This is a genomic window from Lacisediminimonas profundi, assembly GCF_008831265.1.
In the GTDB taxonomy this organism is placed as follows: Bacteria; Pseudomonadota; Gammaproteobacteria; order Burkholderiales; family Burkholderiaceae_D; genus Lacisediminimonas; species Lacisediminimonas profundi.
Map to the genome: position 1 here is coordinate 141,934 of NZ_VTTH01000001.1, position 23,834 is coordinate 165,767.

20 protein-coding genes and 1 tRNA gene are annotated in these 23,834 nt (G+C 62.0%); 12 read left to right on the forward strand and 9 right to left on the reverse strand.

What is annotated here, in order from left to right:
• Window positions 1-124 precede the first annotated feature (124 nt).
• Window positions 125-511 carry a hypothetical protein gene (locus FVE66_RS20420; protein ID WP_241672952.1) on the reverse strand — a complete coding sequence of 129 codons (387 nt, stop codon included), beginning with the start codon at window positions 509-511 and terminating at the stop codon, window positions 125-127.
• Here FVE66_RS20420 and rpoD point away from each other — a divergent pair.
• Window positions 465-2,720 carry an RNA polymerase sigma factor RpoD gene (gene rpoD / locus FVE66_RS00650; RefSeq protein WP_421828738.1) on the forward strand — a complete coding sequence of 752 codons (2,256 nt, stop codon included), beginning with the start codon at window positions 465-467 and terminating at the stop codon, window positions 2,718-2,720. The genes FVE66_RS20420 and rpoD overlap by 47 nt on opposite strands.
• Window positions 2,721-2,817: 97 nt before the next feature.
• Window positions 2,818-2,896, forward strand: a tRNA-Ile gene (locus FVE66_RS00655).
• Window positions 2,897-2,973: 77 nt separating this feature from the next.
• Here the strand turns inward: FVE66_RS00655 and FVE66_RS00660 are convergent.
• Window positions 2,974-5,499, reverse strand: coding sequence for a cation-translocating P-type ATPase (locus FVE66_RS00660; RefSeq protein WP_151445465.1), 2,526 nt, complete (start codon window positions 5,497-5,499; stop codon window positions 2,974-2,976).
• Between the two features lie 360 nt (window positions 5,500-5,859).
• On the opposite strand from FVE66_RS00660, the gene FVE66_RS00665 reads away from it, so the two are divergent.
• Window positions 5,860-7,386 (forward strand): DEAD/DEAH box helicase, encoded by a 1,527-nt coding sequence (locus tag FVE66_RS00665; RefSeq protein ID WP_151445466.1) that lies wholly within the window; start codon window positions 5,860-5,862, stop codon window positions 7,384-7,386.
• Between the two features lie 12 nt (window positions 7,387-7,398).
• Here FVE66_RS00665 and gluQRS read toward each other — a convergent pair whose 3' ends face one another.
• The 6 genes from gluQRS to FVE66_RS00695 all read right to left on the reverse strand — a co-directional run bounded on the left by gluQRS (window position 7,399) and on the right by FVE66_RS00695 (window position 13,974).
• Window positions 7,399-8,295 (reverse strand): tRNA glutamyl-Q(34) synthetase GluQRS, encoded by an 897-nt coding sequence (gene gluQRS, locus FVE66_RS00670; RefSeq protein ID WP_151445467.1) that lies wholly within the window; start codon window positions 8,293-8,295, stop codon window positions 7,399-7,401.
• Window positions 8,296-8,380: 85 nt separating this feature from the next.
• Window positions 8,381-9,229 (reverse strand): sulfurtransferase, encoded by an 849-nt coding sequence (locus tag FVE66_RS00675; protein WP_151445468.1) that lies wholly within the window; start codon window positions 9,227-9,229, stop codon window positions 8,381-8,383.
• A 153-nt stretch (window positions 9,230-9,382) separates the two neighbouring features.
• The gene (locus tag FVE66_RS00680; RefSeq protein ID WP_151445469.1) at window positions 9,383-11,419 is read right to left on the reverse strand and encodes a sodium:solute symporter family protein; all 2,037 of its coding nucleotides are present in this window, start codon (window positions 11,417-11,419) and stop codon (window positions 9,383-9,385) included.
• Window positions 11,406-11,678, reverse strand: coding sequence for a DUF4212 domain-containing protein (locus FVE66_RS00685; RefSeq protein ID WP_151445470.1), 273 nt, complete (start codon window positions 11,676-11,678; stop codon window positions 11,406-11,408). Before FVE66_RS00685 ends, FVE66_RS00680 begins: the two co-directional genes overlap by 14 nt.
• Complete coding sequence (locus tag FVE66_RS00690) at window positions 11,679-13,256, reverse strand: sensor histidine kinase (RefSeq protein WP_151445471.1); 1,578 nt, start codon at window positions 13,254-13,256, stop codon at window positions 11,679-11,681.
• 4 nt (window positions 13,257-13,260) lie between these two features.
• On the reverse strand, window positions 13,261-13,974 hold the full coding sequence (locus FVE66_RS00695) for a response regulator transcription factor (protein WP_151445472.1): 714 nt from the start codon (window positions 13,972-13,974) through the stop codon (window positions 13,261-13,263).
• A 324-nt stretch (window positions 13,975-14,298) separates the two neighbouring features.
• Between FVE66_RS00695 and recA the strand changes: the two genes are divergently transcribed.
• The 9 genes from recA to FVE66_RS00740 all read left to right on the forward strand — a co-directional run bounded on the left by recA (window position 14,299) and on the right by FVE66_RS00740 (window position 23,129).
• Complete coding sequence (gene recA / locus FVE66_RS00700; RefSeq protein WP_151445473.1) at window positions 14,299-15,393, forward strand: recombinase RecA; 1,095 nt, start codon at window positions 14,299-14,301, stop codon at window positions 15,391-15,393.
• 98 nt (window positions 15,394-15,491) lie between these two features.
• A complete protein-coding gene (gene recX, locus FVE66_RS00705; protein WP_151445474.1) occupies window positions 15,492-15,944 on the forward strand; it encodes a recombination regulator RecX in 453 nt (150 codons plus the stop codon).
• Window positions 15,945-16,167: 223 nt separating this feature from the next.
• Window positions 16,168-16,995, forward strand: a complete 828-nt coding sequence (locus FVE66_RS00710; protein ID WP_338325366.1) for a DUF2889 domain-containing protein — start codon at window positions 16,168-16,170, stop codon at window positions 16,993-16,995.
• The gene (gene sucC, locus FVE66_RS00715) at window positions 16,992-18,158 is read left to right on the forward strand and encodes an ADP-forming succinate--CoA ligase subunit beta (protein ID WP_151445476.1); all 1,167 of its coding nucleotides are present in this window, start codon (window positions 16,992-16,994) and stop codon (window positions 18,156-18,158) included. The genes FVE66_RS00710 and sucC overlap by 4 nt, the downstream gene beginning before the upstream one ends.
• 15 nt (window positions 18,159-18,173) lie before the next feature.
• Window positions 18,174-19,055 (forward strand): succinate--CoA ligase subunit alpha, encoded by an 882-nt coding sequence (gene sucD / locus FVE66_RS00720; protein ID WP_151445477.1) that lies wholly within the window; start codon window positions 18,174-18,176, stop codon window positions 19,053-19,055.
• 166 nt (window positions 19,056-19,221) lie between these two features.
• On the forward strand, window positions 19,222-20,061 hold the full coding sequence (locus FVE66_RS00725) for a Stp1/IreP family PP2C-type Ser/Thr phosphatase (RefSeq protein WP_151445478.1): 840 nt from the start codon (window positions 19,222-19,224) through the stop codon (window positions 20,059-20,061).
• 168 nt (window positions 20,062-20,229) lie between these two features.
• Window positions 20,230-20,688: a pilin gene (locus tag FVE66_RS20575; RefSeq protein WP_151445479.1), complete on the forward strand. Its 459-nt coding sequence runs from the start codon at window positions 20,230-20,232 to the stop codon at window positions 20,686-20,688.
• A 53-nt stretch (window positions 20,689-20,741) separates the two neighbouring features.
• On the forward strand, window positions 20,742-22,418 hold the full coding sequence (locus FVE66_RS00735; protein ID WP_151445480.1) for a hypothetical protein: 1,677 nt from the start codon (window positions 20,742-20,744) through the stop codon (window positions 22,416-22,418).
• Between the two features lie 111 nt (window positions 22,419-22,529).
• Window positions 22,530-23,129 carry a 3-keto-disaccharide hydrolase gene (locus FVE66_RS00740; protein ID WP_151445481.1) on the forward strand — a complete coding sequence of 200 codons (600 nt, stop codon included), beginning with the start codon at window positions 22,530-22,532 and terminating at the stop codon, window positions 23,127-23,129.
• 183 nt (window positions 23,130-23,312) lie between these two features.
• Here the strand turns inward: FVE66_RS00740 and moaC are convergent, their stop codons facing one another.
• Complete coding sequence (gene moaC / locus FVE66_RS00745; RefSeq protein WP_151445482.1) at window positions 23,313-23,810, reverse strand: cyclic pyranopterin monophosphate synthase MoaC; 498 nt, start codon at window positions 23,808-23,810, stop codon at window positions 23,313-23,315.
• Between the last annotated feature and the right edge of the window lie 24 nt (window positions 23,811-23,834).

Consider the following 23,834-nt stretch of genomic DNA (forward strand, 5'->3'; position numbering starts at 1 on the left):
GGTGCGGCAAGCACCTTGGCCAGGTTCGATGAGCGGACTGCAGTACCGGCGATCTGCGGCAAACAGCGGCAAACATTGCCGCGCGGTACAGTAAGATTTGATCGGCAGTAGATGGGCAGTATTTTCATTCGGCAGTTAATCTCATGGCGAGCGCAATGAAGAAGACCGCGAAAACCCAGGCCTCCGTGGCGAAAAAAACCGAACCGGCACGGTCCCAGGCCGCCTCTGCCAGCAACTCCAGGGCGGCGGCAGCCAAAACGCCAGCCACTGGCCGCGTCAAGGCGGGAACCGGAACGGCTGCTGCGAAATCAATAGACAAAGTCTCGTCGAAGGCAGCCAGCCAGGCGGAGACCACGGCGTCGGGCCGTACCGCAAAGTCGGCCGCCAAGCCTGCGCCGGGACCGACGGAAAAATCCATATCGAAAAGCCCGGCGAAGCCAGGCTCGACCCAATTGAAGACCTCTGTGACGACAAAGAAAACCGAATCCAAAGCCGCTGCTGTGAAGAACACGAAGAATCCGGTTGCGTCAGCCGCGCCGGTGCCTGTATCTGCTCCCGCACCTTCTACCTCGCTGGTGTCTGAAGTCTCGCAGACCCGGGATGCAGCTGCGCTCGCTGCCATCGACACCTCCGGCTATGTGCTGCCGACAGTGAAGGTGCCGGGCCGCCGTGGCCGCAAGCCCAAGGATTTCCAGCCCGAGAATGAGGAAGTGGCAGCGTTGAACGCTGTCGAGCGTGCCGAAATGAAGGCCGCCGACAAGGCGCGCGCCAAGGATCGCAAGGCCAAGGAAAAGGCTCTGCTGAAGGATGCCTTCTCGTCGGACACGGAAGCCACCGAGGAAGAACTCGAGCGCCGCCGCCAGAAGCTGAAGACCCTGATCAAGCTCGGCAAGGAGCGCGGCTTCCTGACGTATTCGGAAATCAACGACCATCTGCCGGAAAACATCGTCGAGCCGGAAGCGATCGAAGGCATCATCGGTACCTTCAACGACATGGGTATTGCGGTGTACGAGCACGCGCCCGATGCAGAAACCTTGCTGCTGTCGGATACGGTCGCTTCGGCGGCCAGCGATGACGACGCCGAAGCGGCAGCCGAAGCCGCCCTGTCCACAGTCGATTCCGATTTCGGCCGCACTACCGACCCGGTTCGCATGTACATGCGCGAGATGGGCTCGGTTGAACTGCTGACCCGCGAGGGCGAGATCGAAATCGCCAAGCGCATCGAAGATGGCCTGAAGGACATGATCCAGGCGATCTCTGCCTGCCCGACCACGATTGCAGAAATCCTGGCTGGCGCGGACAAGATCGCGCGCGACGAATCCAAGATCGACGAAATGGTCGACGGTCTGGTAGATATGAACGCTGACTCGCATGTTGCGATTCCCGTTGCCGCAGCCGCAAGCGCTGATGCCGAGGAAGACGAGGAAGAAGAGGAAGAAGAGGAAGAGGAAGAAGAAGAAGGCAACGCCGCAGGCGGCGCCGCCGGCTTCTCGGCCGAACAGCTGGAGCAGCTCAAGCGCGATGCGCTCGCCAAGTTCGCTTCGATCGCCCAGCAATTCGACAAGATGCGCAAGGCGTTCGAGAAGGAAGGCTACAACTCCAAGCCGTACGTGAAGGCGCAGGAATCGATCTCCAACGAGCTGCTCAGCCTGCGCTTCACGGCCAAGATGGTCGAGAAGCTGTGCGACACGCTGCGCGGCCAGGTCGATGAAGTCCGCCACATTGAAAAGCAGATCCTGGATGTCGCAGTGAATCGCTGCGGCATGCCGCGCAGCCATTTCATCAAGGTGTTCCCGGGCAACGAGACCAATCTCGACTGGGTAGACGGCGAAGTGAGCGGAGCCCATCCCTACAGCGGGATCCTCGGTCGCAACGTGCCGACCATCAAGGAACTGCAGCAGAAGCTGATCGACCTGCAAGCGCGTGTCGTGCTGCCGCTGCCCGATCTGCGCAACATCAACAAGAAGATGGCAGCCGGCGAGATGAAGGCGCGCAAGGCCAAACGGGAAATGACCGAAGCCAACTTGCGCCTGGTAATCTCGATCGCGAAGAAATACACCAACCGCGGCCTGCAGTTCCTGGATCTGATCCAGGAAGGCAATATCGGCCTGATGAAGGCGGTGGATAAATTCGAATATCGCCGCGGCTATAAGTTTTCGACGTATGCCACTTGGTGGATCCGGCAGGCTATCACCCGCTCGATCGCCGACCAGGCCCGCACGATCCGTATTCCGGTTCACATGATCGAGACGATCAACAAGATGAACCGGATCTCGCGGCAGATCCTGCAGGAGACCGGCGCCGAGCCGGATCCGGCAACGCTGGCGCTGAAGATGGAAATGCCGGAAGACAAGATCCGCAAGATCATGAAGATCGCGAAGGAACCGATCTCGATGGAGACGCCGATCGGTGACGACGACGATTCCCATCTGGGCGATTTCATCGAAGACAGCAACACGCTCGCTCCGGCGGACGCTGCGCTGCATGCATCGATGCGTGGCGTGGTGAAGGATGTGCTGGATTCGCTGACCCCGCGCGAAGCGAAAGTCCTGCGCATGCGTTTCGGTATCGAAATGTCGACCGACCATACGCTGGAAGAAGTCGGCAAGCAGTTTGACGTGACACGTGAGCGGATCCGCCAGATAGAGGCAAAAGCGCTGCGCAAGCTGCGCCATCCGTCCCGCTCCGACAAGCTGAAGAGCTTCCTCGAAGGCAGCTGATCATTGCCACTGCCTTCAGGCAAGTTATATACTCACCAACCGCCGCTTCCGTAACAGGAAGCGGCCACAGCATAGCCTGGTGGCTGCTGAAAGAATTGGGCCCCTAGCTCATGCTTGGTTAGAGCAGCGGACTCATAATCCGTTGGTGCCGTGTTCGACTCACGGGGGGCCCACCAGATTCAGGAAGTAAACGACAAGAGGGTCAGCGAAAGCTGACCCTCTTGTCGTTTCAGGTGCGAAGATTTCCGGCGACCTAGGTGGCGGGCGCAGTATTGCTGCGAAACGCCAGCTTGGTGAGCGCCAGCCACAGGATGCTGCTCATGCCGAAACCCAGCGTGGCAACGAATTCAGCAGCAGACAATGGCGAGAAATGAAATGCCTGGCTGATGCTGGGCAGGTACAAGACAAGCAGCAACATGACGATGGCGGCGCCCGCCACGATCAGCGGGATCCGATTGGATGACGTGAACACGCTTGCGATACCGCGGGTATCGGAGATGTTGGCAAAGATGAGCCCCAGGTTGGCGACCACCAATACTGAAAATGCAACGGCGCGCGCTTTCCCTTCCGGCAAGGAATCGATGGCCCAGACATAGGCAATCGCCACCAGGATCAGTGCGATCGATCCCTGCACAGCAGACCGGGCAAAGGTGGTCCGGTCAAGCAGCGGCGCATCGGATTTCCGCGGTGGACGACGCATGGCGTTCGCCTCTGACGCCTCGTTCTCGAAAGCCAGCGAGCAAGCGGGATCGATAATCAGTTCCAGGAAAGCGATATGCATCGGATACAGCAGGATCGGCAAGCCCATGAATGTCGGCAGCAAGGCAATGCCAGCTATGGGGACATGCACCGATAGCACGTAGGACATGGCGTTTTTCATGTTCGTGAAAATTCGCCTGCCGAGACGAATGGCGCGCACGATGGACGCGAAATTGTCGTCCAGCAGGACCAGCGACGCCGCTTCGCGCGCCACATCCGTACCACGCCCGCCCATGGCGATGCCGACGTGGGCAGCTTTCAATGCCGGCGCATCGTTGACGCCGTCACCGGTCATGGCGACGACCTCGCCGGCTGCCTTCAATGCCTGCACGATCCTCAGCTTTTGCTCCGGGGTGATGCGGGCGCAGACGTCGCAATCCTGCAGGCGCGATCGCAACTGGAGATCGTCCAGGGCATCCATCTGGTCGCCGCTCAGCACGTTGGCATGCGCCAGGCCAATTTGTTTTGCGATGCTGGCCGCCGTGCCCGGGTAGTCGCCGGTAATCATGATGACGCGGATACCTGCTTGCTTGCATTCCAGTACCGCAGCGGGGATTTCCGCACGTACCGGGTCTGCAAGTGCTACCAGTCCCAGGTACTCGAATGCAAAGTGATCCTGTGACGCCGGAAGCTCCATTCCGGAAAATTCCGCGCGAGCCACGGCAAGCACGCGCAAGCCCTGCCGTGCCAGGTCATTGATGTCCGCGTGCATTGCTTGCAGGGCCGCTTCATCAAGCCGGCACAATGCGGCGATGGCTTCGGGTGCGCCTTTTGCAGCGACGATCGATTGACCCTCGGATTCGCCTTGCCAGACCTGGGACATGGCGCGCAGTTGGGCCGACAATGGATACTCCCTCGCCGGTGCGCCGCGCGATCCGATTCCGGTCTCGAATCTGTCCGCAAGCTGGTGGAACGCACGTTCCATCGGATCGAAAGGCTGCGGCTTGCTGGCCAGTGAAGCGAATTCGGCAAGTTGCAGGAAGCCAGAGCTAAGCGCACTGTCGCTACCGAGTTCGATGTGCGCGCCCGCAGCGCGCATCTGGACCACCGTCATGCGGTTTTCCGTGATTGTCCCGGTCTTGTCCGAACAAAGCACTGTGATCGAGCCCAGGGTTTCGATCGCCGACAAGCGCCGGGTAAGAACCTGCGCCCGCGACAATCGCCACGCACCGATGGCGGGAAACACGGCCAGGATTACCGGGAATTCTTCCGGCAGCAAGGCCATCGACAGCGCAATTCCGGCAAGCACGGCCTGTAGCCAGTCGTCGTGAAGCCAGCCGTAGGCAAGGGTCAGCGCTATGCTGACCGCCAATCCGGCGATGGCGAGAATCCGGACTATTTTTCCCGTCTGGCGTTGCAGCGGAGATTGTTCCTTGGACAGGCTTTGCAGCGCCTTGCCGATCTTGCCCATTTCCGTGCGTGGCCCGGTCGAGGTCACCAGCGCCACGCCATCGCCCTGCACTACCAGCGTTCCTGACCAGACATAAGGGAGATCCTCGCCACCGGGCGCCGAAGGCGCGTCCGACTCGCTGCCGGCGCGCTTGCCGACCGGCCACGCTTCGCCAGTGAGAAGTGATTCGTCGATCTGGAGGTTGTTGGCCGACAGCAGCACGCCGTCGGCCGGCACCCGGTCGCCTTCCGAAAGCATCAGCAGGTCACCGCGCACCACTTCAATTCCCGGAATCCGGATCCGCTCGCCATTGCGTTTTACCAGCGCGCGGGGACTGCTCAGGTCGCGCAATGCATCCAGTGCACGGGCGGTCTTGCCCTCCTGGAACAGCGTGATGCCGATGGTGATGCAGACCATGAACAGCAGCAACAAGCCCTCATGCAGGTCGCCGAGCACAAGGTAGAGTGCCGCGGCACCAACCAGCAACAGGAACATCGGCTCTCGGATCGCCTCCCACAGCACGTCCAGCCATTGGTGGCTGTCGGAGGGCAGGGCGTTGGGACCATCTTCAGCCAGGCGGCGCGCCGCTTCTTCAGTGGAAAGGCCTGTTGGTTCTGGTGTATCAGGCATGGCGGTCCGGATGCATGAAAAGGTAGGGATCCTGCGAGAGGTTGATCTTGCCGGCGGCAGCCTGGTGCCGCATTGATTCACTCATGCTTCAAAATCCTGACTTGTTGATCTGGCCGGGGAGCCGCTGCGCTCTCCGGACGCCTATTGTGACGCGGTAATCCATGCACCGGTAATTTTGCGCCACTGCTCCCTGCATCAAGTATGTTGGCGCTGTAGCCGCATAACGGCTCATGCTACAATAGCCCCTTGATTCATAAGGGAAAGTGAAGGAAAGGGCAGGGTTCTGGCGCTAACGCGATGCGATAGCGAGGTACTCACAATCCGTGCGGTGTTCGACTCACGGCAGGCCCACCATATACCATGTCTGATACCCAGTCTGACGCTGTACAAGAGACAGCAGAAATCCGTTTCGAAGACTTCGGGCTGTCCGCCGATATCCTCCGCGCCCTCTCCGACCAGGGCTATGTCCATCCGACTCCGATCCAGGCCCAGGCGATCCCGATCGTCCTGCAGGGGCGCGACGTCATGGGCGCTGCCCAGACCGGCACTGGCAAGACGGCCAGCTTTTCTCTGCCTATCATCCAGACACTGCTGCCGCAGGCGAGCACCAGTGCCTCGCCGGCCCGCCACCCGGTCCGTGCGCTGATACTGACGCCGACCCGCGAGTTGGCCGACCAGGTTGCTGAAAACGTGAAGGCCTATTCGCGCCACACGCCGCTGCGTTCGGCGGTCGTGTTCGGCGGCATCGACATGGCGCCGCAAACGGCCGCGCTGCGCGCCGGCGTCGAGATCCTGATCGCCACGCCCGGACGCCTGCTCGACCATGTGCAGCAAAAAACACTGAACCTGTCGCAGACCCAGATCCTGGTGCTGGATGAAGCCGATCGCATGCTCGACATGGGCTTCCTGCCCGACCTGCAGCGCATCATCAACCTGCTGCCGAAGAAGCGCCAGAGCTTGATGTTTTCGGCCACATTCTCGCCGGAGATCAAGAAGCTCGCATCGACCTTCCTGAACAACCCGCTGATGATCGAGGTCGCCCGCAGCAATGCCACCGCGGACCGCGTCACGCAGACCGTGTACAAGGTCGGCGAAGACGACAAGCGCGATGCCGTCGCGCACATCATCAAGGGCCGCGCGCTGAAGCAGATCCTGGTGTTCTCCAACACCAAGATCGGCGCATCGCGGCTGGCACGCCAGCTGGAACAGGAAGGCGTCAAGGCTTCTGCAATCCATGGCGACAAATCGCAGTCGGAGCGAATGGCGGCGCTGGACGCGTTCAAGAACGGCACGGTCGACGTGCTGGTTGCCACCGACGTGGCCGCGCGCGGACTGGATATTGCCGAACTGCCCTGCGTGATCAATTACGACTTGCCGTACAACGCTGAAGACTATGTGCACCGCATTGGCCGCACCGGCCGTGCGGGCGCGTCGGGCGATGCGATCTCGCTGTGTACCGACAAGGATGTGCGCCTGCTGGCCGACATCGAGAAGATGATCCGCCAGAAGTTCGAGATCGAGGAATTGCCGGGCTTTGCCGGCGTCCGACACGGCGCGCACGCGCGGCGGCCGGAAGCAGGCGGTCGTGGCGACAGCTCGCGCAGCGAGAGCTCCCGTGGCGACAGGCCTCGCGGCGACAGATCCCGCAGCGAGAGCTCGCGTGGCGGCGACAGTTCCCGCAGCATCGCCGATGCTGGTGCAAGTGCCTATCCGTCAGCACCCCGCCGTGGCTCCCGTCCCGAAAAAGTGGATCCGTGGTTCCTGAAGCCGTACGAGCCGACGGCGACGCCTGCACCGCAAGCCGAACCGCGCAGCGAATCCACTGGGGCATCCGGCAAGCAGCAGCCCAAGAAGGCAGCACTGCTGGGCGGACTCACCCGGCGCTGATTGTCATGGCGCTCAGGCCTTGGTCGCCTGCTCGCGCTCCCGTAGTCGCTGCTCCCATCCGGTGGCAGCGACAGCCCAGAACCTGGCGGCGGTCGCCGCCTCCTCCGTAGCCGCTAATCCGAGAAACGCCGCAGCGCGTTTCAGCGGCTGCAGTGGATCGCCCAGGTCCAGCGCCATCGCGCCCGTCTGCTTGGACAGCTTCTCCCCCTGTGCGTTGGTCACCGTGGGTACATGGAGGTAGGTTGGCGTGGGCAATCCCAGCAAGCGCTGCAGCCAGATCTGGCGCGGCGTTGAATCCAGCAGGTCAGCGCCGCGAACCACGTCGGTCACACCCTGCGCCGCATCGTCCACCACCACCGCCAGCTGGTAAGCCCAGTAGCCGTCCGCCCGGCGCAGCACGAAATCACCGACTTGCGCAGCGAGGTCCTGTGACACGTCGCCGAACCAGCGATCGTGGAACTGTATCCGCGACGCCGGATCGCCGGCGGCCGGAACCCGCACCCGCAGGGCGCGTGACGCGCGGCCGGCCGGCAGGCCGGCGCGGCAGGTTCCGGGATAGACCGGCGCACCATCGCTGGCAATGCCAGTGTGCGAGTCGGCAATCTCCCGGCGCGTACAGGCGCAGGGAAACACGTGCTGCCCTAGCTGATCGCAGGCTTGCTGGTAAAGCGCTTTGCGCTGGCTTTGCCATACCACTTCGCCATCCCATTGCATGCCCAGCACGCGCAGCGTGCGCATGATGTCCTCGGCGGAACCGGGGACGGTGCGCGCTTCGTCGACATCTTCGATGCGCAGCAGCCACTGGCCGCCGTGTACGCGGGCATCGAGGAAGGAGGCCAGCGCCGCTACCAGCGAACCGGCATGCAGCGCGCCGCTGGGCGAGGGGGCGAAGCGGCCGACATAACTCATCCTCGGGATACCTTCGGCAGGGGCCGCTGCGCTGCCAGCGCTCAGCCGCGCGGGCAGCGCAAGGGGAGGGGGAAAGCGGGGGTGATCAGGCTTCCACCAGCACGCAATGCGGGCATGACTTGCCCGGAATGTACGAAGGGGAAAGTTGCTCGCGCGGCATCACCACCGAGCGGCACGCAAAGCACTGGGTCGCTTCGGTGGCCTCGAGCTGTGGATTGAGCGCGGTCCGGTGGTCGAAGACGAAACAGTCGCCGGTGTAATGGGCGCCGCCCACTTCCTCGAAATACTTGAGGATGCCGCCTTCGAGCTGGTACACGCTCTCGTAGCCGATGTTGTGCATGTGGATGGCCGCCTTCTCGCAGCGGATGCCGCCGGTGCAGAAGGTCACCACGGTCTTGTCCGCCAGCTCGTTGCGATGGGCTTCGATCACTGCCGGGAACTCACTGAATTTCTCGATGCGGTAGTCGATCGTGTCATCAAATGTGCCGACGTCGACTTCGAAGGCGTTGCGGGTATCGACCATCACGACCGGCTTGCCGTCGTCGTCATGCCCCTGGTCGAGCCAGCGTTTCAGGGTGGTAGCCGTGACTACCGGCGCCCGCCCCAGTTCCGGCTTGATCAGCGGATTCTTCATGGTAATGATCTCGCGCTTCAACTTCACCAGCATGCGGTTGAAAGGCTGCTCGTCGGAGTAGCTTTCCTTCACTTCGAGGTCGGCAAAGCGCGGATCGTCGCGCAGCCAGGCGAGGAAGCGATCGACCGATGCGCGGCTGCCGGCGACGAACAGGTTGATGCCTTCGGGTGACAGCAGGATGGTGCCCTTCAGCGCCAGTTCGGCGCAGATTGCCTGGAACGCTGCACGGCGTTCGGCAGTGTCGTCGAAGGTGATGAATTTATAAGCGGCGATGTTGACGATGGGATGTGTGGCGGGCATGCTGTGGAATTCCGGTAAGTCTTTGATTCCTCGGAATTATACTGGACGGGAGGGCCGGCGGCCAGCCGGCGGTGACGGCCACGGCTGGGACCGGGGCCTCGCCAGCGGCCGTGAATGAGAGCGCGTCAGGGGCGTGTTTCAGCGGGGCGTGTTTCAGGGCGTGCGCAGGTGATCCACCAGCGCTTCGATTTTTGCCGATGGCGGCCGGGTCAGCAGGCTGCCGATGACGATGGCGGCGAAGCCGGCCGGGACGCCGAACACGGCCGCCGAGTTGGCAGCGATGCCATACCATTGATTCAGGGTCGAACCACCGAGAGCGGGGCTGGTGCACAGCATGTAGGCGACGCAGGCGGAAAAGCCGGTGATGATGCCGGCCACGGCGCCGAACGCATTGGCACGTTTCCAGAACACGCCCAGCACCAGCGCCGGGAACAGCGTCGAGGCCGCCAGCGAGAACGCAGCGCCGACCACGGACAGGATGTCGCCCGGCTTCAGTGAAGCAGCATAGGCCGCCACCAGGGCCACCACCAGCAACAGCAACTTGGAGACCGTGACCCGCTTCTGGGTCGAGGCGGTGGGGTCGATGGTCTTGTAGTAGGTGTCATGCGAAAGGGCGTTCGAGATCGTCAGCAGCAGGCCGTCCGCCGTCGACAGCGCCGCCGCCAATCCACCCGCAGCCACCAGGCCCGAAACGACATATGGCAGCCCGGCGATCTCCGGCGTGGCCAGCACCAGCATGTCGGCATCCATGGAAATCTCGGCGAACTGCACCAGGCCGTCGCCATTGATGTCGACGATGCTGACCAGCGGATTGATCTTGTCGATGTTGGCCCAATAGCTGACCCAGGTGGGAAGCCGAGTGAAGTCGGTTCCTACCAGCGAAGTCAGGATGTCGTATTTGACCAGTACCGCCAAAGCCGGCACCGCGGTATAGACCAGCATGATGAAAAACAGCGACCAGAACACCGAACGGCGTGCTTCCGCCACGCTTGGCGTGGTGTAGTAGCGCACCAGGATGTGCGGCAGCGCGGCCGTACCCATCATCAGGCTGAGCACCAGGGCCAGGAAGTTGTTGCGTTTTTCGTCAGAGGTTTCGCGGTTCGGTCCGGGGAAGGGTTCGGCCTGTTTTATCGGTGGCGCTGCCCGCGCCAGTGCCAGCTTGCGTTGTTCGTTCCACACACGGCGCGCCTCGTCCGGGTCTTTCGGGTATGAGGCCGCCTCCCGCGCGGCCGCTTTGATTTCAAGCAGCGAAGCGTTGCCCGATTTCAGTTCCTGCACCCGTTGTTGCGCTACCAGCCGGCCTTCCTCCCATGAGGCTGGCAGGCGCACCAGCATCTCGTCGTAGGTTTCCGCTTTACGCTGGAACACCGCGCGCACTTGCAGTTCGCCGGGTTCGACGGCCAGCGCCTTCTCTTTTTCGCTCAGCTTGGCGAGCGTGGCGCCATATGCCACTTGCGGCAGCGGCACGCTGGTGTGCTTGGCAGCCAGCCAGGTCACCGGAATCAGGTAGGCAAACACGATGATGATGTACTGCGCAATCTGGGTCCACGTGATGGCGCGCATGCCGCCCAGGAAGGAGCACACCAGTATGCTCGCCAGTCCGAGGAAGATGCCCACCGAAAAATCGATGCCGGTGAAGCGCGACGTGATCAGGCCCACGCCATAGATCTGGGCCACCACATAGGTGAACGAGATGGCAATGGTTGCCAGTGCGCCGATGATGCGCACGAAGTCGCCGCCGGCCTGGCCGGCAAAGCGGGCGGCCAGGAAATCGGGCACCGTGTACTGCCCGAACTTGCGCAGATAAGGCGCAATCAGCAGCGCCACCAGGCAATACCCGCCGGTCCATCCCATGATGTAGGCCAGCCCGTCGAAGCCCTGCAGGTAAAGTCCGCCGGCCAGGCTGATGAAGGTGGCTGCCGACATCCAGTCGGCGGCAGTCGCCATGCCGTTGAACACTGCCGGCACCCGGCGTCCGGCCACGTAGTACTCGGTCACATCGGAGGTGCGGCTCAGGAAGCCGATTCCGGCGTACAGCACGATGGTCGAGAAAATGAACAGGTAGCCTATCCATACCCGGGGAAAGCCTTCCCGCTCCAGTATCGCCAGCGCCGCCAGCAGCAGCACGAAACCGATCGTGTACCAGATGTAGTAGCGCGCAAGCCGGCTTGAAAAACTATTTGTCGCCATCGCTCGCCCGCACCTGGTATTTCGCGTCAAGCCGGCCCATCCACCATGCATAGGCGCCGATGATCGCCACATAGACCAGTACCGATCCCTGGGCTGCCATGTAGAAGGAGACCGGCCAGCCGAGCAGCGTCAGGCCGGTCAGCTCGCGGGCGTACCAGATTGACAGGAAGGTGACGGCGAACCAGATGGCAAGCAACAGCAGCGTGACTTGCCGTGTCCGCAGCCAGTGCCGTTGCCGGTGTTCGGGCGGAATGCGCATTCAGTCGTTCTCCTTTGCATCGGCGGGAGGATGCAGCTTCAGCGTCAGGCGGAACAGGCTGCCGGGGCATTTCGGATCATGGCTGCGCGGATTGTTGTAGACGTCGATCTCCGCCTCGTGCTGCTGCGCAATCTCGCGCACGATCGCCAGGCCAAGCCCGCTGCCCTCGGTCTGGCTGCCCAGTATCCGGTAGAAGCGTTCGAAGATGTGCGAGCGCTCGGCGGGCGGTATGCCAGGGCCGGTGTCTTCCACTTCAAGGAAGGCACGCCCGGCGTCCTCGTCGACCCGCACCCTGATCGTGACGCTGCCGCCGGCTGGGGTGTAGCGCAGCGCATTGTCGACCAGGTTGTTCAGCAACTCGCGCAGCATGGTCGCATTGCCGTCGATCATGACCTCCCGGCCCGGCTGTTCGAAGCCAAGGTCGATCCGGCGTGCCAGTGCGGTCTGCACCCACTCCTGCACCACATTGCGTGCCATTGCAGTCAGTTCCACGGCCGTGAACGGCGTCGCCTGCGGTGTCTGGTTCTCGGCGCGTGCCAGCGCCAGCAGCTGGTTCACCAGGCGGGTCGCGGTCTCCGAACTTTTTGATAGCTGCTCCAGTGAGCGATGTATCTCGTCCGGACTGGTCTGTCGCAGGGCCAGCTCAGATTGCATGCGCATGCCGGCCAGGGGGGTTTTCATCTGATGCGCCGCATCGGCAATGAAGCGCTTCTGCAACTGTATGCTTTGCGACAGCCGGTCCAGCAATTCATTAAGCGAACCCACCAGCGGTGCGATTTCCTCCGGCACATGGCCCGATTCGATCGGACTCAGGTCGTCGGCACGCCGTGCCCGTATACGCTGCTGCAGTTCGGTCAGGGGCGATAGCCCGCGCGACAGCGCGAACCACACCAGCGCGAGCGCAATCGGCAGGATCAGGAACTCCGGCAGGATCACGCCCTTGATGATCTGGTTGGCCAGTTGCACCCTTTTGTCGAGCGTCTCCCCGACCTGGACCAGCACCATTCGGCGCCCTTCCGCACGCGTGACGCCGGAAGGGGCGTGGGATGGGGTGTGATTCAGGTCGAGGTAGGTATAGGCGATGCGGACTTCGGCATTGCGCATCACGTCCGTACGCAGTTGCACCGCCCACGGCTGCCGGTTTTCCTCGTCGGGTGGCGGCGGCATGTCGCGATCACCGTCGATGTGGTCGCCGGCAGGGCCGACGATCTGGAAGAACACGTTGTCGACATCGTCCGCGCGCAGTATGTCCTTGGTCGACGTCGGCAGCGGTGCCACCACGCGACCGTCGGACTCCTTGACCTGCTGCGCCAGCACGGTGACGCGGTCGTCCAGGGCCCGGTCGAATGGATGATTTGCAATCGACTTCGCAACCAGGAATGTGACCGCAATGCTGACCGGCCACAGGAGCAGCAGCGGAACCAGCATCCAGTCGAGGATCTCGCCGAACAGCGAGCGCTGCATCGGCTCCGGATGCTCGGTCTCGTCGGCAGGATCGGGAAAGGCAGCGCTGGCCGGTGGCTCGACAACTGCCGGCGCAGCCTGTCCCTGCACGGCCGGACGCGCGCCAGGAAGCATGCTTTCAGGCCGCCGTGGCGGGCGGCGTGGCGGAAGGCGGGGCTGGCGGCTCCGTGTACTTTTCCATGCAGTAGCCAAGTCCGCGCACGGTGGCGATGCGCACGCCGCCGGTTTCGATCTTCTTGCGCAAACGGTGGACGTAAACCTCGATGGCGTTGTTGCTTACCTCTTCGCCCCACTCGCACAGGTGGTCGACCAGCTGCTCCTTGGAGACCAGGCGGCCGGTCCGTTGCAGCAGTACTTCCAGCAGTCCCAGTTCGCGCGCCGAAAGTTCGAGCATCTGGTCATTGATATAGGCGATGCGGCCGACCTGGTCGAACGACAGCGGCCCATGGCGGATCACCGTCGGTCCGCCGCCGGCGCCGCGACGGGTCAGGGCGCGCACCCGCGCTTCCAGTTCGGACAGGGCAAAAGGCTTGGCCATGTAATCGTCGGCCCCGAGATCCAGCCCCTTTACCCGCTGTTCGACCGAATCGTTGGCGGTCAGGATCAGCACCGGCAGCCGGGAATTGCGGGCGCGCAGCCGGCGCAGCACCTCCAGGCCGGACATCTTGGGCAGGCCCACGTCCAGTATCAGCAGGTCGAAGTCTTGTGCCGAAAGGGCCAGGTCGGCATCCTGGCCATTCTTGACGCAGTCGGTTGCGTAGCCGGACTGCCGCAGGGAGCGTGTCAGCCCGTCGGCCAGCACGCTGTCATCCTCGGCAAGCAAAATACGCATAGTGGAATGGGGAGAGGTTTCGGTGTGAAGGCTAGTCTATTGCGTTTCCAGCAGTGCAGCAAGGCGCAGCGCCAGCGCATGTTCCGGGCCGCGTTGGCAGCCCGTTTGTTCGGTAGTCGGCGCGAGTGATGCGCACGCCCTGCACGGCAATCAGCGGCACAAATTAGCTTGCATTAATCACTGTTTGTTTATACAGTACAGCCTGATTGGACGGCAGGCCTGCGAAACATGCCCGGTATGTCATGCCGGTATATATTTTCGGATTTGTTTCATCCTGCCATTCACCGGCAAACCACAGAAAAACCGCATCGGAAAAGAGAGCCCATGGACGACAGAAAACCCCTCAATGCGTCGGAAAAGAGCAAGGCACTTGCTGCAGCCCTGTCCCAGATCGAGAAGCAATTCGGCAAGGGCTCGGTCATGCGCATGGCAGACGGCGCGGCTGTCGAAGAAGTGCAGGTGGTCTCGACCGGCTCGCTCGGACTGGACATTGCACTGGGTGTCGGCGGACTGCCGCGCGGCCGCGTGGTCGAGATCTACGGTCCGGAATCGTCAGGCAAGACGACGCTGACCCTGCAAACCATCGCGGAGATGCAGAAACTGGGCGGCACCTGCGCCTTCATCGATGCCGAGCACGCATTGGACACCGGTTACGCGCAAAAGCTTGGCATCAACCTGTCCGACCTGCTGATTTCGCAGCCGGACACCGGTGAACAGGCACTTGAAATCACGGACGCGCTGGTACGTTCCGGTGGTGTCGACCTGATCGTCATCGACTCGGTGGCGGCACTGACGCCGCGCGCCGAAATCGAGGGTGACATGGGCGACTCGCTGCCAGGCTTGCAGGCACGGCTGATGTCGCAGGCGCTGCGCAAGCTGACCGGTTCCATCAACCGGACCAACACGCTGGTGATTTTCATCAACCAGATCCGGATGAAGATTGGCGTCATGTTCGGCAACCCGGAGACCACGACGGGTGGCAATGCGCTGAAGTTTTATGCGTCGGTGCGTCTCGACATCCGCCGGACCGGCTCCATCAAGTCAGGCGACGAGGTGATCGGCAGCGAAACCAAGGTCAAGGTCGTCAAGAACAAGATCGCGCCGCCGTTCAGGGAGGCCCACTTCGACATACTGTACGGAGAAGGCACCTCCCGCGAAGGCGAGATCCTGGACCTGGGTTCGGACGCCAAGGTGGTTGAGAAATCCGGTGCCTGGTACAGCTACAACGGCGAGCGGATTGGCCAAGGCAAGGACAATGCCCGCAACTACCTGAAAGAGCATCCGGCGCTCGCATTCGAGATCGAGAACAAGGTGCGTGGCGCGCTGGGCGTGCCGCTGTTGCCGCCCTTGCCCGGCACCGAAGCAAGCCCGAAGAAGGTTCCTGCGCGCGAGGCCAAGGAAGCACGGCCAGCGGAATAAGCGGTGTTCCTGTCAAACCGGTTTGCCACCCGCATCTGGTGGCGAACCGGTGGGGAAATCGTGATGGCGGTGGCAAATCGTGATGGAGGTGGCAGACGGTGCCGGCGATCAAGCTTAGCCTGAAGGGACGCGCGCTGCGCTACCTCTCCGCGCGGGAGCATAGCCGTGCCGAACTGGCGCGCAAGCTGGCCCGCTACGCCACCGAAGAGGATGACGTCGAACAGCTGCTCGACCAGCTGGAGGCCTTGAAATTCCTGTCCGAATCCCGGTTCTCCGAATCGCTGGTTCACCGCCGGTCTGCCCGCTATGGCAACAATCGCATATTTTCCGAACTGCAAAGCCACGGCCTCGGGGGCGAGGCGCTCGACCATCTGAGGGACGGACTGGCGCAGGACGAGGCGGCAAGGGCGACCGAGGTGCTGCGCAAGAAATACACCGGGCCGCCCGTTGACGCGGCGGATCGCGCCAAGCGGATGCGTTTCCTGATGCAGCGGGGATTCACGACCGCTGCAATCCGGGCAGCGATGCGCGGCTTTTCTTCGGATTCGTGATTTTCCTCCGGAACACAAGACGGTAGCCGCACCCGCACCCGCACCCGCACCCGCACCCGCACCCGCACCCGCACCCGTCTTTTCCTTATCTCGCCAAGTCGTTTCCATGCCTGGAAGCAATGAGGCGGCACCGGCGTGCATCTGTGCATCGGTCCGGAAGTTCGTCATTCGACCAAAAGTTCGGTCATCGATGTCGTGGCATTCTTGAGGTTGAGACTGGTGCATGACGCCAACGGTCTGTCTCTGGAGACATGGCATTCCCGCAGTTTTTCAGCATTCCCGCAATGCACGCTGTGCTACACTCCAAGGCTTTCCGGCGAGCTTGTCGGAGTCGCAATGCTCCGTGCAGGAAACGTTGTACCGCTCCTGCCGCTTCGCCTTATTCATCGCGGTTTCACTACCGCTGTCGCTGCACTCTCGTTATATGCCTTTGTCGCCATCTGCCGTAAAGCGCGTGCTCAAGCACACGCGATCCATCCAGGTCCAGGCCTATGCCCGGGAAGATGGCCTATGGGACATCGAAGCCAACGTTACCGATATCAAGACTCGTGCTGCCCACCTGCTTCCCGGCATCCGGCCTGCGGGCGAGCCCATTCATGACTTGTGGTTGCGCCTGACCGTCGACCTTGAACTCAATATTGTCGCTGCCGAGTCCGTTTCGGACAGTTTTCCCTATCCCGGCGGCTGCGACACCGTCGGTCCGCAATACCAGCAACTGGTAGGACTGAACCTTGGGAAAGGCTTTCGTGCCGGACTCAAGCAACGCCTGGCCGGAATCCAGGGCTGCACCCACCTGACCGAACTGGCACAGGTGCTGCCGACGGCCACCATCCAGGCATTTGCCGGCGACGTCATCGATACGGTGGACGGAAGGCAGGCAGATGGCCGGATCGAGATGCCGTTTCAATTGAACCGCTGCCGTGCCTTGCGTACTGATGGCCCGGTAGTTGCAAAGTTTTATCCCCGCTGGGCGGTCGCCAACGCTGACAACAAGCGTGACGACGAGTCTCCAATCCCTCTTCAATCAGCGTCTATAAGGAAGCTCGCATGAAAATCCATGAGTACCAGGGTAAAGAAATCCTCCGCAAGTACGGGGTGGCTGTTCCGCGCGGAATTCCGTGCAATACCGTCGAGGGCGCCGTCAAGGCGGCCGAGGAACTGGGCGGCAAGGTATGGGTAGTCAAGGCGCAGATCCATGCAGGCGGACGCGGCAAGGGCGGCGGCGTGAAAGTCGCAAAATCGCTCGACCAGGTGCGCGAATATGCCAATGCCATCCTCGGCATGCAACTTATCACGCACCAGACCGGCCCCGAAGGCCAGAAAGTTCGCCGTTTGCTGATTGAAGAAGGCGCGGACATCAAGAAGGAACTGTATGTCAGCATGGTCACCGACCGGCTGAGCCAGCGCGTCGTGCTGATGGCATCCAGCGAAGGCGGCATGGACATCGAGGAAGTCGCCGAGTCGCACCCCGAACTGATCCACAAAGTCGCAATCGATCCGGCTACCGGCCTGACCGACGCCGATGCAGATTCTATCGCCGCCAAGATCGGTGTTCCTGCCGAATCGATCCCGCAAGCGCGCGCTCAGTTGCAGGGCCTGTACAAGGCATACTGGGAAACCGACTCCTCGCTGGCTGAAATCAATCCCCTGATCCTGACCGGCGACGGCAAGGTCGTGGCGCTGGACGCCAAGTTCAACTTCGACTCGAACGCGCTGTTCCGTCATCCGGAGATCGTTGCCTACCGCGACCTGGACGAGGAAGATCCGGCTGAAATCGAAGCCTCGAAATTCGATCTCGCCTACATTTCGCTCGACGGCAATATCGGTTGCCTGGTGAATGGCGCCGGCCTGGCGATGGCCACCATGGACACCATCAAGCTGTTCGGCGGCGAGCCGGCAAACTTCCTCGACGTCGGCGGTGGCGCCACGGCCGAGAAAGTCACCGAAGCATTCAAGATCATGCTGAAAAACCCTGATCTGAAAGCCATCCTTGTGAACATCTTCGGCGGCATCATGCGCTGCGACGTGATTGCAGAAGGCGTGATCACCGCTTCGAAAGCGGTGTCCCTGGCGGTGCCGCTGGTGGTGCGCATGAAGGGCACCAATGAAGAACTCGGCAAGAAGATGCTGGCCGATTCCGGCCTGCCAATCATCGCCGCTGACACGATGGAAGAAGCTGCGCAGAAGGTTGTCGCTGCTGCCCAAGGTAAATAATCGCAAGGAACAAACATGTCGATCCTGATTAACAAAGACACAAAAGTCATCACCCAAGGCATCACTGGCAAGACCGGACAGTTCCACACCCGCATGTCGCGCGAATACGCGAACGGCCGGAACTGCTACGTGGCAGGTGTCCATCCCAAGAAAGCTGGCGAAGATTTCGAAGGCATTCCCATCTTTGCATCGGTGAAGGATGCCAAGGCCGAGACCGGCGCCACGGTTTCCGTGATTTACGTGCCGCCGGCCGGCGCTGCGGCTGCGATCCTGGAAGCGGTCGAAGCGGAGCTGGATCTGGTGGTTTGCATCACCGAAGGTATTCCCGTACGCGACATGCTGGAAGTGAAGGACCGCATGGCCAAGACCAACAGCAAGACGCTGTTGCTGGGACCGAACTGCCCGGGCCTGATCACGCCAGACGAACTGAAGATCGGCATCATGCCGGGACACATCCATCGCAAGGGCCGCATCGGCGTGGTATCCCGTTCCGGCACGTTGACCTATGAAGCCGTTGCGCAAGTGACCGCGCTCGGCCTGGGCCAATCGTCTGCAGTCGGCATCGGCGGCGACCCGATCAACGGTCTCAAGCACATCGACGTGATGCGCATGTTCAACGATGATCCCGACACCGACGCCGTGATCATGATCGGCGAGATCGGCGGACCGGACGAAGCCAACGCATCCTACTGGATCCGCGACAACATGAAGAAGCCGGTGGTCGGCTTCATCGCCGGCGTGACCGCGCCGGCCGGCAAGCGCATGGGCCATGCCGGTGCGCTGATTTCCGGCGGCGCCGATACTGCGGACGCCAAGCTGGAAATCATGGAAGCATGCGGCATCACGGTGACGCGCAATCCTTCCGAGATGGCCCGCCTGCTGAAGGCGATGCTGTAAGAATGGCCTGGATGGGCTGCCCGGAACGCTGGCTGCACATGGCGGATCCCGGATGGCCCCGTCAGGATGGATCGTCAGCCGTCCGGCGCTCATCGGCACCGGTTCGGGATTGACCTGCGGGGAGCTTCGGCTCCCCGCATTCCTTTGGATCCGTTTAGACTGTCGCATGCGCCGACCCTACCTCCTGCCAGTGCAATTCGCCAGTGCCACCGATGTCGGCCGGGTGCGCACGCATAACGAAGACGCGCTCACGGTCAGTGCGGAGCTTGGACTGGCGATCGTCGCCGATGGCATGGGCGGCTACAACGCCGGTGAGGTCGCGAGCGGCATTGCCACTTCCGTGTTGGCGGAGGCGCTGGAGCAGCGATTCCGTGGTGAACCCTCGTTGCTGGCCTTGCCGGCGCAGAGGATGCAGCAGTTGCTCGCAGACGAAATCCAGCACGCCAACGCCTCCATCTATGCCGCAGCCTGCCAGGAAACCGGCTACAAGGGCATGGGCACGACCCTGGTGCTGGCCTTGCTGCGGCAACGCGAACTGGTGATTGCCCACATCGGGGATTCGCGCGCGTACTGCTTTCGCGAACAAAAGTTGCGGGCACTGTCCCGCGATCACTCACTGTTGCAGCAGCAGCTCGACGCCGGGCTGATCACCGCCGAGCAAGCTCGCGCAGCCAAGCAGAAAAACCTGCTGACCAGGGGCATGGGCGTCGACAGCACGGTCGAGGTCGAGGTGCACACGCACCCGCTCGCGCCGGGCGACATCATCTTGCTGTGCACGGACGGATTGACGGACGAATTGTCCGACCGCTCGATCGAGGATCTGCTGATCCACGGCGCAGGCGACCTGGAGCAGACCTGTCGCGACCTGGTTGCCAGTGCCAATGCCCGCGGCGGCGCCGACAATATCTCGGTGGTACTGGTGCGTCGGCCAGACCCGCCCGGGGGCGATGGGCTGGGGCGCCGCCTGCTGCGCGGCCTGAGCGAATTCCTGTTCCTGTCACGCTGAAGTGACCAGGATTGGCGATCAACTGACCAGGAGTGACAAAATTTGTCAGTTGATCTGCGAAAAAATTGTCCATCGGTTAATAAATGGCCTGTTTTTGCACTGGCACGTCAATTGCTCCAAAGGAACACAGACAGAAGCTTCTGTCCTCATTCAACTAGGGAGATTCAGATGAAATCCGCAAAAATGATCAAGCGCGTGCAACGTGGCTTTACGCTGATTGAATTGATGATCGTGGTCGCGATCATCGGTATCCTGGCAGCGGTCGCCATTCCGGCCTACCAGGACTACGTGACCAAGGCCAAAGTCGCCAAGGTTGCTTCCGCTGTAAGCGCAGTGCAAACCGCGATCGCCCAGTTCTCGCAAGAGAATGGCGGCACGCTGGCTAGCCTGGCTAGCGCTGACAACTGGACCTCGCTGGGCCTGTCGGGCGCACCGACGACCACCACCGAAGTCACCGGCATCAGCGTCAGCGCTGCTGGCGTCATCACGGCCAGCATCGCTCCTGCGATCACCGGTACCGCATGTAACATCGTCTACAGCCCGACGGTTGGCGGTACGGCAATCAAGTGGGCCGTCAGCACCACCTGCGCCGCGCCTGTTCCGGCAATCGTCGCGAAGTGGAACTGATAGTAGCCTGAGCCTCGCAAAAGCCCCTCTCCGGAGGGGCTTTTTCATCTCTGATGCACACTCGCCTGATTACATGGCTCAAGCAACGCCAGCGCGGCTATGTCCTGCTGCTGATCGGCGCAGTGCTCGCGCTGTACCTGCCTTTTCTCTCCAATCCGTTTTTTTTTGACGACCTCACCTTTTTCAGTTCCGCGCCGGTTCCGTCCGCCGGACTGGACTTCCTGCTGAGACCACGCGGAATTCCCTACGACAGCATGCTGTGGACCATGCAATGGTTCGGCAGCACGCTACCTCATGCTTATCGGCTAGTCGACGCTGTGCTTCACGCGGCCACCGCGGTCGCCCTGTTCGTGCTGCTGCGCAGCCTGCTGCAGCACAGTTGCGGGCAATCTGCGCAATCAAGCGCGCTCGACTTCGCCGCTGCTGCAGCGGCGCTTGTTTTCGCCCTGCATCCAGTCGCTAGCTATGTCGCCGGATACATCGTGCAACGCAGTATCGCGATGGCGACCTTGTTTTCGCTGCTGTGCCTGTGGGCCTGGCTGAATGCCGCGGCCACAGGGAAGAATCGGTGGATTGTGCTGGCTGTACTGACTTATTTCCTTGCCTGCTTTTCGAAGGAGCATGCCGTCGGACTGCCCTTGCTGATCGCCGCCATCACCGTGCTGATGCGCCGGCAGTTGCGGCTTTCGCCGCCGGCATTGTTGCTGGCTGCGCTGGCAATGGGCGGAGTAGCGCTACTGATCGTTCTGCGCATGCGCGGCGTCGTCGGTACCGCCTACGAGCCGATGGCGGCGCATGTCTTCGCACAGAGCGGCCTGCTGGAAGGCAAGCCCGCGCACGCCCTGAGCATCGCCACCCAGGCCGGCCTGTACTTCAAATACCTGTTGCTTTGGCTGCTCCCCGTGCCGGGATGGATGTCGGTCGACATGCGGCCGGAATTCCTGACCAGCCTGGTGCAATGGAAAGCTTGGGGCGGGCCGCTTGCCTTCCTGCTCTACGGTGCACTGGCAGCAAGGCTGCTGTTTGCCCGCGGGCTGCTTGCGCTTGCGGGATTCGGCCTGCTTTATCCATGGCTGATGTTCCTGGTCGAGTTTTCCAGCGTGCGGGTGCAGGAGCCTCTCGTGCTCTATCGCAGCTATCTGTGGATGCCCGGCCTGATGCTGGTGTTGGCTGTGCTGCTTCTCTGGCTCCAGCAACTTCCGGCAGTGCGCGAGCGAATCCTGGCATTGCCCTTTGCCCGGCTGGGTTTGCTGCTTCTGGTCGTGGCCTTGCTGACGCCGGCCACACTCGACCGGCTCACTGTGGCATCCGACACCTGGCGCTTGTGGGATGACGCCGCGGGCCTGCTGGAAAACGATGCGGTGGCCGGCGCCGACCGCATCCTCTACAACCGCGGCAATGCCGCACTGGCCGCCGGCCGTCCGGCGCAAGCGGTGGCCGATCTGCAGCGGGTTGCCCGTATCAGTCCGCAGCTGTACCAGGTGCATCAGGCGCTCGGCCTGGCGCATTTCGCCAATGCCAACCCAGTCGGGGCAGAGGGTGCTTTCCGGCACGCGCTGTTGCTAAAACCGGGCAATCCCGTGCTGTTGTATGCGCACGCGGTTACGCTCAAGCGCCTCGGCCGGGCAGCAGAGGCGCGCGAGGAGATGACGGCATCATGCGCCGCGCAACACATGCCGGCCTGCCTGGTCGTGGCGCGCCTGAAGGTGGAAGCTGGCGGACCTGATTGATCCCGTCTGCGTCAGGCCTGGATGCTGTTGATGGTGGTATAAAGACCAAACAACAAGATCAAACAACAAGATCAAACAACAAGATCAAACAACAACAAACAGGAGGACGACATGGCACGTATTTTCTCTTTTGCGGCAATTTCAGTAACCCTTGCAGCCGCACTGGCCGGGTGCGCTGGCATGGGCAGCACGGCCCCCTGGGCCACCCTGGTCGACGGCCCCCGCGGGCTGGAAAACTGGAACCGTATCGGCGACGCCAACTGGCGTGGCGCTGACGACGCAATCGTGGCCGACCGCAAGGCCGACAAGACGCCGAGCTACCTGGTATCGAAGAACAGTTACAAGGACTTCGAGATCCACGCCGAATTCTGGGCCAGCCAGGATGCCAACAGCGGCATCTTCATGCGTTGCGCCGATCCGAAGCAGATCACCGACAAGAGCTGCTATGAAGTGAACATCTTCGACCAGCGCCCCGGGCAGGAGTATTCAACCGGCGCCATCGTCAATTTCGCCCCGGTTTCGCCGGTGCCCAAGGCCGGCGGCAAATGGAATACCTTTGACATTGTTGTTCGTGGCAATCGATTGACGGTCAAGCTCAATGGCGTGCAGACGGTCGACCTGCAGGACAGCAAGCTGGCGCAGGGACCATTTGCCTTGCAGTACGGAGCCGGCGTGATCAAGTTCCGCAAGGTGCAGATCAGGCCGCTGTAAATCGCGGAGGCAGTGTTGGGGATGATCGTCACCCACAGCATGATTGACGCAGCGTAGACCGGCGCACGCCATGAAGGCTCCCTCCCTTGAAAGGGAGGGACCCATGGAGTCGATCGGCTGTTGACGCTCTTGCTACGGCGGAAAAAAGCATTCACGACGTCAGCCCTTTCTGCTTCAGCTTTGCTACGCAGTCCAGTGCCCCGACTTCCCGCCCATCTTCTCCAGTAGCCTGACGTCGCCCATCACCATTCCCCGGTCCACCGCCTTGCACATGTCATAGATGGTCAGCAGCCCCACCTGCACTGCCGTCAGCGCTTCCATTTCCACACCAGTCTTGCCGGCGGTTTCGGCGCGCACCGTGCAGCGGATGCTGGATGCAGCCTGGTCCACCTCGAAATCGGCGCTGACGTGGGTCAGCGCGAGAGGATGGCAAAGCGGTATCAGGTCGCTGGTCCGTTTGGAGGCCATGATCGCCGCAATGCGCGCAATGCCCAGTACATCCCCTTTCTTTGCCGTGCCGGACTGGATGATGGCCAGTGTTTCCGGCTGCATCGTGATGGTTCCGGTGGCGATGGCAACGCGGTGGGTGTCGGCCTTGCTGCCTACATCCACCATGTGCGCCTGGCCGGCGTCGTCGAAATGCGTTAGTCCTTGCGTGGCGGTGCTGTCTTTCCTGGTCACAAAAATCCTCGGTGGGGATGGTGT

What these genes read in the sequence shown, in the direction of transcription:
- FVE66_RS00660 (WP_151445465.1), bottom strand. Translation starts at nt 5,499, where the DNA reads ATGCCTGATACACCAGAACCAACAGGCCTTTCCACTGAAGAAGCGGCG.
- FVE66_RS00665 (WP_151445466.1), top strand. Translation starts at nt 5,860, where the DNA reads ATGTCTGATACCCAGTCTGACGCTGTACAAGAGACAGCAGAAATCCGT.
- gluQRS (WP_151445467.1), bottom strand. Translation starts at nt 8,295, where the DNA reads ATGAGTTATGTCGGCCGCTTCGCCCCCTCGCCCAGCGGCGCGCTGCAT.
- FVE66_RS00675 (WP_151445468.1), bottom strand. Translation starts at nt 9,229, where the DNA reads ATGCCCGCCACACATCCCATCGTCAACATCGCCGCTTATAAATTCATC.
- FVE66_RS00680 (WP_151445469.1), bottom strand. Translation starts at nt 11,419, where the DNA reads ATGGCGACAAATAGTTTTTCAAGCCGGCTTGCGCGCTACTACATCTGG.
- FVE66_RS00685 (WP_151445470.1), bottom strand. Translation starts at nt 11,678, where the DNA reads ATGCGCATTCCGCCCGAACACCGGCAACGGCACTGGCTGCGGACACGG.
- FVE66_RS00690 (WP_151445471.1), bottom strand. Translation starts at nt 13,256, where the DNA reads ATGCTTCCTGGCGCGCGTCCGGCCGTGCAGGGACAGGCTGCGCCGGCA.
- FVE66_RS00695 (WP_151445472.1), bottom strand. Translation starts at nt 13,974, where the DNA reads ATGCGTATTTTGCTTGCCGAGGATGACAGCGTGCTGGCCGACGGGCTG.
- recA (WP_151445473.1), top strand. Translation starts at nt 14,299, where the DNA reads ATGGACGACAGAAAACCCCTCAATGCGTCGGAAAAGAGCAAGGCACTT.
- FVE66_RS00710 (WP_338325366.1), top strand. Translation starts at nt 16,168, where the DNA reads ATGACGCCAACGGTCTGTCTCTGGAGACATGGCATTCCCGCAGTTTTT.
- sucC (WP_151445476.1), top strand. Translation starts at nt 16,992, where the DNA reads ATGAAAATCCATGAGTACCAGGGTAAAGAAATCCTCCGCAAGTACGGG.
- sucD (WP_151445477.1), top strand. Translation starts at nt 18,174, where the DNA reads ATGTCGATCCTGATTAACAAAGACACAAAAGTCATCACCCAAGGCATC.
- FVE66_RS00725 (WP_151445478.1), top strand. Translation starts at nt 19,222, where the DNA reads ATGCGCCGACCCTACCTCCTGCCAGTGCAATTCGCCAGTGCCACCGAT.
- FVE66_RS20575 (WP_151445479.1), top strand. Translation starts at nt 20,230, where the DNA reads ATGAAATCCGCAAAAATGATCAAGCGCGTGCAACGTGGCTTTACGCTG.
- FVE66_RS00735 (WP_151445480.1), top strand. Translation starts at nt 20,742, where the DNA reads ATGCACACTCGCCTGATTACATGGCTCAAGCAACGCCAGCGCGGCTAT.
- FVE66_RS00740 (WP_151445481.1), top strand. Translation starts at nt 22,530, where the DNA reads ATGGCACGTATTTTCTCTTTTGCGGCAATTTCAGTAACCCTTGCAGCC.